The sequence below is a fragment of the Pedobacter sp. BG31 genome, from assembly GCF_042464845.1.
Taxonomy (GTDB): Bacteria; Bacteroidota; Bacteroidia; order Sphingobacteriales; family Sphingobacteriaceae; genus Pedobacter; species Pedobacter suwonensis.
The window spans coordinates 114,708-128,790 of sequence record NZ_JBHNZK010000011.1 but is presented as its reverse complement, the minus strand read 5'-3'; the positions used below and the strand labels follow the sequence as shown (position 1 = coordinate 128,790).

At 38.9% G+C, this 14,083-nt stretch carries 11 protein-coding genes; 9 read left to right on the top strand and 2 right to left on the bottom strand.

The window, feature by feature from the left end:
- Nucleotides 1–92 precede the first annotated feature (92 nt).
- Nucleotides 93–992, bottom strand: a complete 900-nt coding sequence (locus ACFE6N_RS14550) for an Abi family protein (protein ID WP_378937593.1) — start codon at nucleotides 990–992, stop codon at nucleotides 93–95.
- A gap of 677 nt (nucleotides 993–1,669) precedes the next feature.
- On the opposite strand from ACFE6N_RS14550, the gene purH reads away from it, so the two are divergent.
- The 6 genes from purH to rodA all read left to right on the top strand — a co-directional run bounded on the left by purH (nucleotide 1,670) and on the right by rodA (nucleotide 9,157).
- Complete coding sequence (purH, locus tag ACFE6N_RS14545; protein WP_090982712.1) at nucleotides 1,670–3,196, top strand: bifunctional phosphoribosylaminoimidazolecarboxamide formyltransferase/IMP cyclohydrolase; 1,527 nt, start codon at nucleotides 1,670–1,672, stop codon at nucleotides 3,194–3,196.
- 222 nt (nucleotides 3,197–3,418) lie between these two features.
- On the top strand, nucleotides 3,419–4,441 hold the full coding sequence (locus tag ACFE6N_RS14540) for a rod shape-determining protein (protein WP_010601761.1): 1,023 nt from the start codon (nucleotides 3,419–3,421) through the stop codon (nucleotides 4,439–4,441).
- Between the two features lie 94 nt (nucleotides 4,442–4,535).
- Entirely contained in the window at nucleotides 4,536–5,375 is an 840-nt protein-coding gene (gene mreC / locus ACFE6N_RS14535; protein WP_378937590.1) for a rod shape-determining protein MreC, read from the top strand.
- Nucleotides 5,368–5,883, top strand: a complete 516-nt coding sequence (locus ACFE6N_RS14530; RefSeq protein WP_090982708.1) for a rod shape-determining protein MreD — start codon at nucleotides 5,368–5,370, stop codon at nucleotides 5,881–5,883. The genes mreC and ACFE6N_RS14530 overlap by 8 nt, the downstream gene beginning before the upstream one ends.
- On the top strand, nucleotides 5,884–7,893 hold the full coding sequence (mrdA, locus tag ACFE6N_RS14525; RefSeq protein WP_378937587.1) for a penicillin-binding protein 2: 2,010 nt from the start codon (nucleotides 5,884–5,886) through the stop codon (nucleotides 7,891–7,893).
- A gap of 1 nt (nucleotide 7,894) precedes the next feature.
- Complete coding sequence (gene rodA, locus ACFE6N_RS14520) at nucleotides 7,895–9,157, top strand: rod shape-determining protein RodA (RefSeq protein ID WP_378937584.1); 1,263 nt, start codon at nucleotides 7,895–7,897, stop codon at nucleotides 9,155–9,157.
- Nucleotides 9,158–9,980: 823 nt separating this feature from the next.
- Here rodA and ACFE6N_RS14515 read toward each other — a convergent pair.
- Nucleotides 9,981–11,213 (bottom strand): hypothetical protein, encoded by a 1,233-nt coding sequence (locus tag ACFE6N_RS14515; protein ID WP_378937582.1) that lies wholly within the window; start codon nucleotides 11,211–11,213, stop codon nucleotides 9,981–9,983.
- A gap of 561 nt (nucleotides 11,214–11,774) precedes the next feature.
- Between ACFE6N_RS14515 and ACFE6N_RS14510 the strand changes: the two genes are divergently transcribed.
- From ACFE6N_RS14510 to ACFE6N_RS14500, 3 genes are all read left to right on the top strand, one after another.
- A complete protein-coding gene (locus ACFE6N_RS14510) occupies nucleotides 11,775–12,356 on the top strand; it encodes a thymidine kinase (protein WP_090982699.1) in 582 nt (193 codons plus the stop codon).
- Nucleotides 12,357–12,400: 44 nt separating this feature from the next.
- Nucleotides 12,401–13,000, top strand: coding sequence for a Crp/Fnr family transcriptional regulator (locus tag ACFE6N_RS14505; protein ID WP_378937579.1), 600 nt, complete (start codon nucleotides 12,401–12,403; stop codon nucleotides 12,998–13,000).
- Nucleotides 13,001–13,130: 130 nt separating this feature from the next.
- Entirely contained in the window at nucleotides 13,131–14,063 is a 933-nt protein-coding gene (locus ACFE6N_RS14500; RefSeq protein WP_378937577.1) for an NAD-dependent epimerase/dehydratase family protein, read from the top strand.
- Nucleotides 14,064–14,083: the final 20 nt, after the last annotated feature.

Here is a 14,083-nt window from a genome sequence, read left to right as displayed (position 1 = left end):
TCAGATAAAAAGATGATAATATAACCGCAACCAAACTTCTGCAGATTGGCAATTAACTGTTCTTCTAACATTTGCTCGCTTTGTTTAGCAATTTAATTCCAAAGTGCTTCGTTTTTCCAATCTGCCTTAAAGCCTAATGCATTTGGATCTACCGATGGGTATTTGATTAACAATTCTTTCATTTTTAGCGCAAATGAATTTTCTGGCGCTATGATATTAAGCATGTACCTGATAATACATAAATGAAGGTACAACTTTTGTGTATCTGTTGGCACATCAATCAGCCAATGAAAAGGAGGCTTAGACAATATTTTAGGAGTTCCAGGAAGATTTTTATTCCATAATCTACTGTGATGTGCACAGTAATTTCTTATTTGTGCAATAGATTGTAACCAACTGGGAAGGTAAGTATGGTTTACGGCTCCTAATTCTTCGGCAATAACATCTTTTGATTCGACAGTATTTTTAAGATTGCCATACAGTTTAGAAAGTGAACCGAAACTGGTCATTTCTAAAGATTTCCAGGCTGGAGGAAACCTTAAATCTTCTTTATATTTCTTTTTATGTTCTTTGATGAAAATGTCTTTCGATCGGTCTATTTCCTCTTTCAAACTGGCAAGTGTTTCTATAAGAGCGCCGCTATCTTTAAATATAGCTATGTTTAGGAACCACCAGGGATCAAATTCATGAGACAAGTGGTAAATTAACTTTGTACGTAAACTAATCTCAATCTTTTCGATCGCGTCAAAAATTAAAATCCGTAGTTCCCTATCAAAATTATAAAGGTGAATAACATCTTCAAATTTACTATTTGGTTTAAATATATGCTGTTCTTTATCCAATTGCATGGGCCACCAATAGCCTGCTAAACGATAATAACTTACATGCGACAGGTAATGGATAGCTAGGGCATGGTCTGCGATGGCCAATCCCCTTTCTTTAAGTTGTGCAATGTGCTCCTCAATGGTAAATGTTTTTTTATTATAAATCATGGAGAGATAGTTTTACAACAAAAATAGAAACCCGCTGAAAAACGTTTTTAAAATCGAATTGGGGAGTTCATTTTGAAAGAATGAAAACGCTATAAAAGCAAAAGACCCGCCCTGGGACGCTGTTCTGACGGGTAGCTTGGCGAGTACTATTAGTACAAATATAGTATCTTTTTTTGGCATGATAAAAATATACTGAAATATTTTTATAAAGGTAAATACTGTGCAATATACATTAGCTTGAAAACAACTGCCATACTTTCAATATACTTTCGCCACAAGTCCAATGACCTATCGATTAGTTTATCATATTTTATCATTTGGCAGAAATGAGCATTAATCAATAGAATGGAACATTTCGACTAAAAATAAGGCTATGGAAAACCTTAATTTTAGAATAATAAAACCCAACAATCTATTTATTAATTTTTCTTAGTAAAAAGTCTATACAGCCCCGCTATTCCCAATTATTAAAAAAGATCTAACTCAAAGGTTTACCGTAACCCTTTAAACATTTGATCTATCAGTTCCTTTCTCTGTGTTTTTGAAGTAGCTAGTATCAACTCGACCTTAGACAAAACCAAAACAGCCGTGGCAAACCTTATTGTTTTTTTGCCTATCCAACATAATAAAAAAACCATCCGATTTTACTACCTTTGCGGCTCAAAATTTTCAGTAGAATGAGTCAATCCATTAAAATCAAAAACGCTTTAATCTCAGTATATTATAAAGATGGTTTAGAGCCATTGGTAAAATTGTTGGCCGCACAAGGGGTACAATTATTTTCTACGGGCGGAACAGAACAATTCATCAAAGATTTAAACCTTCCTGTTACGGCGGTTGAAGATTTAACCGGTTATCCATCTATTTTAGGCGGACGTGTTAAAACCTTACACCCAAAAGTATTTGGCGGAATCTTAAACCGTAGGGCGTTAACTGGCGACCAGGAGCAGATTGCTGAATATGAAATTCCTGAAATTGACCTGGTTATTGTTGACTTATATCCATTTGAAGAAACTGTAAAAGCAGGTGGAACACCTGAAGAAATTATCGAGAAAATAGACATCGGTGGTATTTCACTGATCCGTGCCGCAGCAAAAAATTTCAATGATGTGGTGATTATCGCATCAAAAAATGACTATCCTACTTTAGAAGCTCAATTGGCTGAACAGAATGGCGAAACCACTTTAGCACAGCGTAAGGCATATGCTAAAAAAGCATTCCATACTTCTTCTCATTACGATACTGCCATTTTCAATTATTTTAATACCGAAGAGCCACTTGATGTTTTTAAACAGAGTGTTACGGAAGCCAAAACTTTACGTTATGGCGAAAACCCCCATCAAGGTGGGGTATTTTATGGCGATTTAGATGCCATGTTCACCAAGCTTAATGGTAAAGAACTTTCTTACAACAACCTGGTTGATGTAGATGCAGCTGTTGCTTTAATCGACGAATTTGAAGACCCAACTTTTGCCATTTTGAAACACACCAATGCCTGTGGTATTGCCTCACGTCCAACGGTTAAACAAGCATGGATTGATGCTTTAGCCTGTGACCCGGTTTCGGCTTTCGGTGGGGTACTGATTACCAACGTTGAAGTTGACCTTGAAACCGCAGAAGAAATCAATAACCTGTTTTTTGAGGTATTGATTGCGCCTTCTTATCAGGCAGAAGCAGTAGAGCTGTTCAGCAAAAAGAAAAACCGTGTTATTTTACAGCGCAATGAGGTTGAATTGAGCAAAAAACAATTTAAAACCTTATTAAACGGTGTAATTGAGCAGGATAAAGATTTAATTATTGAAGGTCCGGAGCAAATGACAACGGTTACCGATAAAGCGCCAACCGAACAAGAACTGAAAGACTTATTCTTTGCCAACAAAATTGTAAAACACACCAAATCGAATACCATTGTTTTGGTTAAGGATGATGTGTTAATTGCAAGTGGTGTGGGCCAGACTTCGCGTGTTGATGCCTTAAGACAGGCGATTGAAAAAGCGGCTTCTTTCGGTTTCAGCGTTAAGGGTGCCGCAATGGCTTCTGATGCTTTCTTCCCTTTCCCGGACTGTGTGGAGATTGCTGCCGATGCCGGAATTACTGCTGTCCTGCAACCAGGTGGATCAATCAAAGATGCAGATTCTGTTGCAAAAGCAAACGAAAAAGGTATTGCAATGGTAACCACCGGGGTAAGACACTTTAAACACTAAAAAAGGTAGAAGGTTGAGGCTTTGAAGGCGAAAGGTTATATATCCATACCTTACCTTCACAAGAATCCGAAACTAAAAATGATGAGCTTTATTTTCCCAATATTTTAATTGCCTTAAAAACAATTTAATAACAGGAGAAAATAAAACTTAAAACAATAAAAATCCTATTTTTACATTAGGAATAGTATAGATTTGATCAAATAAAGAAAACATACCTTATACATGGGATTATTTAACTGGTTTACGCAAGAAGTTGCCATTGACTTAGGCACCGCGAATACCCTGATTATACATAACGACAAAGTAGTGGTAGATGAGCCATCTATTGTTGCTTTCGATCGTACTACAAATAAAGTTATTGCAATTGGCCGCCAGGCCATGCAAATGGAGGGAAAAACCCACGATAATATTAAAACTGTCCGTCCATTAAAAGATGGGGTAATTGCCGATTTTAATGCTGCTGAAGCGATGATTAAGGGAATGATCCGTATGCTTAACGGCGGTAAGGGCTGGATGTTTCCTTCTTTACGTATGGTAATCTGTATTCCATCTGGTATTACTGAAGTAGAAAAACGTGCCGTGCGCGATTCTGCCGAAATTGCCGGTGCAAAAGAAGTTTATTTGATCCACGAACCAATGGCCGCTGCCGTAGGTATCGGGATTGATGTGGAAGAGCCAATGGGTAACATGATTATTGACATAGGTGGCGGTACTACCGAAATTGCAGTTATTGCTTTATCAGGTATTGTTTGCGATCAGTCTATCCGCGTTGCGGGAGATAACTTCGATTCTGATATCGTAAATTATATCCGCCGTCAGCACAATATCATGATTGGAGACCGTACCGCGGAAAAAATTAAAATTGAAGTTGGTGCAGCTTTACCGGAATTACAGGATGCCCCTGCTGATTTCGCCGTTCAGGGCCGCGATTTAATGACGGGTGTACCAAAGCAGATTACTGTTTCTTACACTGAAATTGCACACTGTTTAGACAAATCAATCTCTAAAATTGAAGAAGCGATTTTAAAAGCTTTAGAAATTACCCCTCCTGAACTTTCAGCAGATATTTACCAAACAGGTATTTATTTAACCGGTGGTGGTGCATTGCTTAGAGGTTTGGATAAGCGTGTTGCAGCCAAAACAAAATTACCTGTTCACGTTGCAGAAGATCCACTTCGTGCAGTAGTGCGCGGCACCGGCATCGCCCTTAAAAACATTGGCGGATATAAATTTTTAATGCAATAACATTCAGTTTGGAGTTTGGGGTTGTGAGCTTGGAGTTTCCACTCATACACCAAACGATTAACTCCTAACTCCGAACTTTTAACTCCAAACTCAAATGCGTAACCTTTGGATTTTCATCAGCAGATACAACGCATTTTTCTTGTTTATCATTTTTTTCTTCGTTGGCATCTACCTCACGGTTAAAAACAATGCTTATCAGCGGAGCGTAACCCTAAACTCTAGCAATGAGATCGTGGGTACCGCGTATGAAAGGTTAAATGTTTTTAAACGGTATTTAAACCTGGGAATGGTTAACGATAGTCTGGCCGCAGAAAACGCTAAACTTAAAAGTCAGTTACTCGGATTAACTACCGTAGATACAGCCAAAGATGTTAAAGTGGTGGATACGGTAACCAATCAACAATATACTTATCTGGCAGCCAAAGTGGTAAAAAACTCGGTTACTTTGCGCAATAACATCATGACGATTAACAAAGGCACGGATGATGGAATTAAAAGTGGTATGGCCGTTATTGCACCTCAACGTGGAGTAGTTGGATTTATCCGTGATGTTTCCGCACATTTGGCCACCATTCAGTCTTTACTGCATAAAGATACCAAGATCAGTGTAACCCTGAAAAAGAACCATGCACTTGGCTCATTGGTTTGGGGCGACGGGAATTTTGATATTAAAAAGGCATTTGTAAAAGAGGTACCCAACCATATTAAAATGTACGTTGGCGATACTGTTATTACTTCCGGTTATGGCTCTTTTCCTGCAGGGGTCCTGATTGGAAAAATCAGCAAAGCGAATGTGGCTACAAATGATAATTTTTTATCGGCAGAATTAAATTTGTTTACTGACTTTAGCACATTGCAATATGTATATGTGGTTAAAGATAAAAGAGCTGATGAGCAAAAAGCTTTAGAGAGCATGGCTAAACCGAATGAATAGTAGAATCATAATTGTAAATGTGATCAGGTGGTTTTTACTGCTTTTTGTGCAGATTTTTCTGCTCAAGAATATGGGTTTTTACGATCTCTCCACTCCTTTCATCTACGTACTGTTTTTACTTCTACTTCCATTTGGCATCCCTAATATTTTATTGTACGTACTGGCCTTTGCAACCGGATTGGCACTTGATGCCTTTTACGACACCATGGGCGTACATGCCACAGCTTGCGTAGTTTTGGCGTTTGTAAGGATTTCTTTTATTTCCATCAGTTTAAACCGCGATGCTATTGACGACCCTGAGCCGTCCTTAAGTTATATGGGTTTCCAGTGGTTTTCTCTTTATGCTTTTCTTTGCGTTGCAGCACACCACCTGGTATTGTTTTTTCTGGAAACATTTAGGCTCACCGAAATTGGTTATACCTTAATGAGATGCGGCTTAAGTTGTATCTTTACACTGCTTATTATTTTTCTGGTAGAGTTTATATTCTATAAAAGAACACCACGCTAAATGGATCAGTTATTTAATCGAAAATATATCGTTCAGGGATTATTTATTGTAGTAGCCCTGATTTTATTGGGAAAGCTATTCTATATCCAGATTATTAGCGATAAAGCCTTTAGCTCTGCCGAAAGTAACGTACTCCGTAAAATTTACAAATACCCTGCCCGCGGTGCGATCCTCGATCGGAACATGAAAGTGATTGTGCAGAATGAACCTGTTTACGATTTAATGGTGATCCCAAACGAGGTTAAACCTTTTGATACCCTCGGACTGGCCAACGCTTTAGAAATTACCATAGAGGATGTTCGTAAAAAGTTAAAAAAAGCAAAAGCGCAATCCCCTTACCAGTCTACATTTTTTGAAAGGCAGATTTCGGTACAGAGTTATGCCCGCTTACAGGAAATCATGTACCGTTTTCCAGGCTTCAGAACGCAGGATCGAACGATCAGGCATTATCCTGATAGCATTGCCGGACAGCTTTTTGGCTATGTTAAGGAGGTGAGTCCGGATGATATTGAAAAATCAGAAGGTTATTATAAACCGGGCGATTTTATTGGAAAAAGTGGACTGGAACGCTCATATGAAGATTTTTTGAGAGGTGAGAAAGGCGTAATCAATACACTGTACGATGCTAAAAATGTTGCTCAAGGGAGTTATGCCAATGGTAAATATGATATAAATGCTGTTTCAGGTGACCGATTAATTTCTTCATTAGACATCAGGATCCAACGCCTTGGCGAAGAATTAATGAAAAATAAGGTAGGGGCTATTGTGGCCATTGAGCCTTCAACAGGAGAAATTCTGGCATTTGTGAGCAGCCCGGGTTATGACCCTAACCAGTTAGTGGGTAAAGATTGGGGAAAAAACTACATGAGCCTGATTGCAAACCCCTACCGCCCGCAGATTGTAAGGCCTATTGCCGGACAGTATTCTCCTGGCTCATCATTTAAACCGGTTGACGCACTGGTTGCCCTGCAAGATGGTGCCATCGATCCAAATACGACTTTTTTCTGCCCTGGTTATTACATGGCCGGAAACCACAAAGTAAAATGCGAACACGTTGATGGTACCATTAACATGCAACGTGGTATTGCCCGCTCCTGCAACACCTATTTCTGCCATGTTTTTCAGAACATCATTACTAAAAACGGCATGAAAAACCAGCGTCAGACATACGCAAAATGGCATGAGCAGATTTCTAAATGGGGTTTTGGCCAGAAATTGGGTATTGATATGCCTTTTGAAAAAAAGGGTATATTTTATCAGGCTGATCATTACGATAAGATTTATGGCAAACGCTGGGGATATACCACTGTAATTTCGCAGGCCATTGGTCAGGGAGAGATTACCTCTACCCCATTACAAATGGCCAATGTAATGGCAGCTATCGCCAACCGTGGTTATTATTTAAAGCCCCACTTGATTAAAGGTATTGGCGATAAAAATGTAGTAAAAAAAGAGTATGTGGTTAAAAATTATGTGGGTGTAGATGAAAAATACTTTCCTATCGTAATTGATGGCATGCGGGATGCGGTGAACAGCCCCTGGGGAACAGCAAAAGAATCGCAGATACCCAACATTCTGATGTGCGGTAAAACCGGAACCGTGCAAAATCCACATGGCAAAAACCATTCTGTTTTTATTGGTTTCGCGCCTATGAACAATCCTAAAATTGCCATCGCCGTAATTGTAGAAAATGGCGGCTATGGAGGTTCTTATGCGGCACCGATATCAAGTTTCATTGTTGAAAAATATCTAACCGATAGCATTAAACCACGTGCCAATGGCTATACGGTAAAAGCATTCGCAGAAACCAATCTTTTACCGGCTTTGATTGATAAGACAAAAAAGTTTAAACCGACCAGATTGGATAGTTTAAAACTGAAAAGGGCCGATTCACTAAAAAAAGTTAAAGACAGCCTCAAAGTAAAACCGGCCTTACTTAAACAAACCGTTGCTAATAGGCTAAAGGTAAATCAACCCGATATAAACCATAAACCTGTAACCCCTAAATAAGATGCAACAACAGGGAAACCGTTTCTTTTTTAATGTAGACTGGATTACTGTTTTAATCTATATTGCCTTGTGTGCAGTTGGTTTTATCAATGTTTATGCTTCTATCTACAATCCAGATAAAGCAACGGGATTCGATTTTGGAAGCAGTTATGGAAAACAGTTAATTTTTGTTATTACCAGCTTAATATTAGGTCTATCAATCTTATTGTTTGACGGCAGGTTGTTTAATGTATTTGCACCATTTATTTACGGAGCCACTTTATTTTTACTCGTTGTGGTACTTTTTGTAGGGAGAAATGTAGGTGGAAACCAGGCCTGGATCCCCATAGGCTCTTTCAGGCTGCAGCCTTCAGAATTCGCCAAGTTTGGTACAGCCTTACTTTTAGCCAGGTATGTGAGCACATTTAATCCAAAATTCAGGGATATAAAATCAATCTTTATCGCCGGCTTAATCGTGTTAGCCCCGCTTTTACTGATCATGTTACAGCCTGATACAGGGTCTGCGCTGGTTTTCCTGGCCTTTATGTTCCCATTATACCGGGAGGGGTTATCGGGTTATTTCCTGCTGATTTTTCTAGGCATGATTGTACTATTTATAGCGGATTTCCTGGTACCAACTTACATCTTAATTCTTATCCTAACCACAATCGGCGGACTTTTTATCTATAACAACAGGCGGAAACAGAAGATTATTATTTCGACCGTATTGGTCACCGTTATTGCCATCGCCTATTTATTTATAGTTAAAATTGCTTATGAAAAGGTTTTAGCACCGCATCAGCGTAGCCGGATTGAGCTTATGTTAGGCCTTAAAGCCGACAATAAGGGTGCCGGTTATAACGTCATCCAATCGCAGATTGCCATTGGCTCCGGTCAGGTAACGGGACGCGGTTTTTTACAGGGTACGCAGACCAAATATGGTTATGTACCTGCACAGAGTACCGACTTTATATTTTCTACCATTGGTGAGGAATGGGGTTTTGTGGGTTGTTCGGTTGTAATCGGCTTGTATATGTTTTTATTGCTCAGGTTGATCAATCTGGCAGAAAGGCAGCGATCTACTTTCTCAAGGGTTTACGGCTACAGTGTGGCCTGTATCCTTTTTTTCCACGTATTCATCAACATCGGAATGACCATCGGAATCATTCCCGTAATCGGGATTCCCTTACCTTTTATCAGCTATGGCGGTTCCTCATTATGGAGTTTTACTATCCTCTTGTTTATATTTTTGAAACTGGATTCTAACCGGATGGGATTTATTTAAAGAGTCTGGCGTCCGGAGTCTTTAGTCTGAAGTCGATATTTAGACATTTAAATATTGTACATCAGGAGATATCGATTTTTTTTTGGAAAGCAAAACCTGCAATCAGATTAAGGTATGCTCCCGCTAACCGCTTTACTTTGTGTTCGCTTTTATCGGGTTTTGGTGGGGCAATGCTATGCTACTATCCGCAGTAAATAAACCCGACAAAACAGAAATCCTTTTTGGAACAATGTGCCTCGTTAAATACCTTCATCAAAAATTTGTTCAGAACCTGAAAAAATGCTCCATAATGAAAGATAACCAGCATTACAAATGCCAACCTCATACATCCTCGTTAAAAACGAGGACGATTTCCTTCAGTAATGTCATCACTAGAGAATAGCGCTGATGAGGCAAACAAATGCAAACTTTATCTATCATGTTACAAAAAAACGAAGCATGATAGATACTAAGTTACCATTGAAGTTACTTTATAATCACCTATTAATGAGTAGAATGTGGCATCATTCATTTCCGTATAGCTAGGCCATAGCACCGTATCATCGTTCTACTCAAAACCGGCCTAATAAATTTTTCGGACTGCACTGTTCCAGCCATACTACTGCCTTCAAAAGAAAAATTTTCAGCCGGCATTTTTTGTTACTTTTTGATGTCAAAAAGTAAGAGCCTTTCGGCGGCGGCGAGCCGAGGCAAGAATTGTGCGAAGGAAAAAACGTCAATCATATTGATTTTTATACAATAAATTATCCCTCAGTATGACGACAACAGCGGCTAATATCATTTACCAAACCGCTTAACGCCAGCCGCTAACCGCTCTTCCCTATTACTTACTAAACCTCCTATTTAACAGTTCGTAAAACTGATCAACCGTTGCCTGTTTATTGGCCCAGTTATTTTTGGCTGCATAATTATGTTGCAGGTAACTATCTGCGGCTTTGAAACTGCTCATTTTGTTAATGATATCAATGACTTCCGAATAGGCCAAGTTGTAACCGTTAAAAAGATCTTTAATAAAAAGTAACTTCTCATTTAAATTAATAGCCTGTTTTAAATCGGCAATTGGCGCTTTGACAGGCTCATTGCTTTTTGCGTTTGTTTTGGCAAGCAAATCGTTTAAACTTAGTGCTGGCTTAATCACCTCAGGTTGCGGAATAGGTTTTACAGGAACAGCTTCAGGTGTGAATATGGGGCGCTCCTCTTCCACCGGAGGCGAAATAACGGGATCATCCAGTTTTACATCCTTTAGTGCGTCAATTGGCTGGGTAGTCGCTACCGTGATGGGTTCTTCTGCTTTAACGGCCACAACAGGCTCTTCCACCTTTTCAGTCAGGATGGGCCCCTCTTTAGCAATTGTTTCAGCGGCTGCTTCTTCATGCGGAATTAAAAAAGGCTCAGGACCAATTTCATCTTCCTCAGTTTGCAATGGCTCCTCTTGAACCCCTAAGGTAGCCTCCTTATCATGAATAATCTTTTTACGTGCCAAAATTTCTGCTTCTTCCTTGCTTAGCGGGCGATCAAAAATTTCGTCAACAGATCCATGCGCAACCGGATTTGCCTCATAATCAAACTGATCATTTTTATGATGTGTATTTAGTACAAATTCGAAAGTATGGTCGTCCTGGTCAGGCTTAAAAAAATCCTTATTCAAAAGTGAGGCAGCCTTTTCCTCTTCAATCATTTCATCATCAAGCACTTCCTGCTCAGGTTTTACATCAATCCGTTCCTCCTCTTCCTGTGCCGTTACCACTTCTTCCAACTCCTGCGGATCGAAAGATTCATCTTCTTTTGCATAACTTTTTTCAGGTTCTGGCAATACAATGGTATTTTGTTCGGCCAATAAGGTATGCTTTACATTTTCAGTCGGCTTATTTTCGGTTGTGGCATTTAATTTTTTGACGATGTTCACATGATCAGAAAGGAAATGGGCATTGGCCAAAAAAAGTTCCAGTTCCAATTCATTTAATTGTTGAGGGTTTTGAGCCAAAAACTGGTATTGTTCATTCAACTCTGTTAAAATACTACCGATCTTTCTGAAAATATCTTGTTGGTTCATCATAAAATTAAAACGAATTTTTAGTCGATTTATGTTGGTAACTATGTGTTCAAAAATAAGATATAATTTTCATATTTATTTTATCCCTGGTATCCTTGCGTGGGATGTTTCAGTACCTTTAATAAACATCTTTTTTGCTAAAATAGGTCATTATATATCACAAACCCAATAATATCTTTCATTGTTTGCCAATGATTAACCATAATCATAAATAATTATATTTGGCTTATGGGTATAATAGAAATATTACTTATTTTAATAACTGTCGCTATCTTATACGCGTTGGGTAGGTATGGAAGAGATACCTGGTTTGGTTTTGGAGGCTCCATACTATTGGGGATACTTACTACACCCCTTATCGCATTTATCATTATTTCCTTTTTCTTTAAAAAGCATTATTAAAATTTGATCCAACTTCACCCAAAAGAATTTCAGATCTTTATTGCGGAAACAATTAAAATTTTAACCAATCATGTTGGTAACTAAGTAGCCAAAAATCATGCATAATTCTCATATTTGTTCGGTTTAAAATTATAGAACGGACTAAGGGAAATAAAAAGCAACATGTTATTTAGCGAACAAAATTTTAGGAGAAGGGGCGAATTTTCAGGAAGTATAGAAGTAGTATGTGGCTCTATGTTTTCTGGTAAAACGGAAGAACTGATCCGGAGGCTAAAGCGGGCACAGATTGCTAAACTAAATGTCGAAATTTTTAAACCGCGTACCGATACCCGCTATCATGAAACAGCTGTGGTTTCGCACGATTTAAACTCGATCAACTCTACTCCCGTAGATAGCGCTTCGGCTATTCTACTATTGGGTACCAATACCCAGGTGGTGGGTATAGATGAAGCACAGTTTTTTGATAATGAATTGCCTGAGGTGTGCAACAAACTGGCCCTTAAAGGCATACGCGTTATTGTTGCCGGCCTGGATATGGATTTTACAGGCAAGCCTTTTGGTCCTATGCCGGCTTTAATGGCCATTGCCGAACATGTAACCAAAGTAAATGCGGTTTGTGTTTGCTGTGGTAACCCTGCGCTATATAGTTACCGTACAGTTGCTGATGAAGCTACCGTTTTACTGGGCGAAAAGGAAAGTTACGAGCCACGCTGCAGGGCCTGTTATAATCTTGACAAAGGTTAGCCATAATTGATTAATTCGTATCTTTAAGCCAGTTAATTACCGATATGGACAAACAAGCTCAACTGGAAGCATTTAGAAAAGGTATTGCCCAATTTGTAACGTTTAACGATACAGAATGGGAAGCTTTTACTCGGTACCTTAGTTTTTCCGGCTTAGGCAAAAAAGAACATTTTGCAGTTGAAGGAAAAGTATGCGACTACATGTGCTTTATTACCCGTGGCGCCGTTCGTTACTACCATATTAAAGATGGGCAGGAAATTACCGGATATTTTAGCTTTGAAAATGAGTGGATGAGTGCTTATAAAAGTTTCCTGAAACGCACGCCCAACACCAACTACATTCAGGCACTTGAAGAAACAGCATTGGTCATGATCTCCTATCAAAATCTTCAGCAAATGTTAAATCACCCGCTATTGGCTTTAAAAATGGAGCGTTTTGGTCGTTTAATTGCTGAATATTACATCTGCTGTTACGAAGACCGCGTAACCGCCTTTATTACGCAAACACCTGAAGAGCGTTACATTATCCTTGAAAAAACAGCCAGAGACATTTTCCAGCGCATCCCACAACATTTTATTGCCAACTTTTTAGGCATCACGCCTGTCTCGCTTTCCCGTATCCGTAAAAGAACACTTTTGCAATAAAAGCGCGGACAACTTTTTAGCAAATGAGCTATAGAAGTTCTCAATGCTGAATAATCCAGAATCCTTATCTTTTGTTAACGTTTTCATCGTTCCACGTCGCATAACTTTGAACCAATCAAAAAACAAAGATATGCATACGATACTTGGCGCCGGCGGACCAATCGCAAACGCACTTACTAAAGAATTAATCCATGCTAAAGAAACCGTTAGACTAGTTAGCCGAAAACCAGTAGCCACAAACAACCCAAAAGTAAGCTGGGTTAAGGCTGATTTATTAAATGAAACTGAACTTTTCGCAGCAGCCGAAGGTTCGAAAGTAATCTACCTCTGCGCTGGTCTCGTTTATGACATCAAAATATGGCAACAACAATGGCCGGTTATTATTAAAAATGTAATTAACCTAACTAAACACACCGGAGCAAGGTTAATTTTTTTTGATAATGTTTATATGTATGGCCTGGTAAATGGCCCTATGACAGAAGATACGCCTTACCGTCCATGCAGTTTAAAAGGAGAAGTTAGGGCAAAGTTAGCTGAACAATTAATGAGCGAAGCTAGAATGGGACAAATAAACGTCACCATTGCCCGCGCTGCAGATTTTTATGGAGCAGATTCCATGAACAGCTTTTTTGATATGATGGTACTTGATAAGTTTGCCAAAAAAGAAAAAGCGCAATGGATCGGAAACCCAGGTACCCTACACAGTTTTACCTATATTGAAGATGCAGCAAAAGCTTTATTCCTGTTGGGACAAACTCCTGATTCGGGCAACCAGATCTGGCACCTGCCCACTGCCGCTCCTATGAAAGGAAAAGCTTTTATAGAAATGGCCGCCAAGATTTATGAAACCAAACCTCAATACCTTAGGATTAATAAACTGATGCTACGCCTGGTCGGTTTATTTAAAAAAGTAGTTGCGGGTACTGTAGAAATGTATTACCAGTATGATCACCATTATCATTTCGATTCTACCAAATTTGAAAAGGCCTTTAACTTTAAGCCTACTTCTTATCATGATGGGATTTTAAAACTATCAAAAACAATGTATAAAAAACAGAATTAATGTAAGTAGGTGCTAATTAT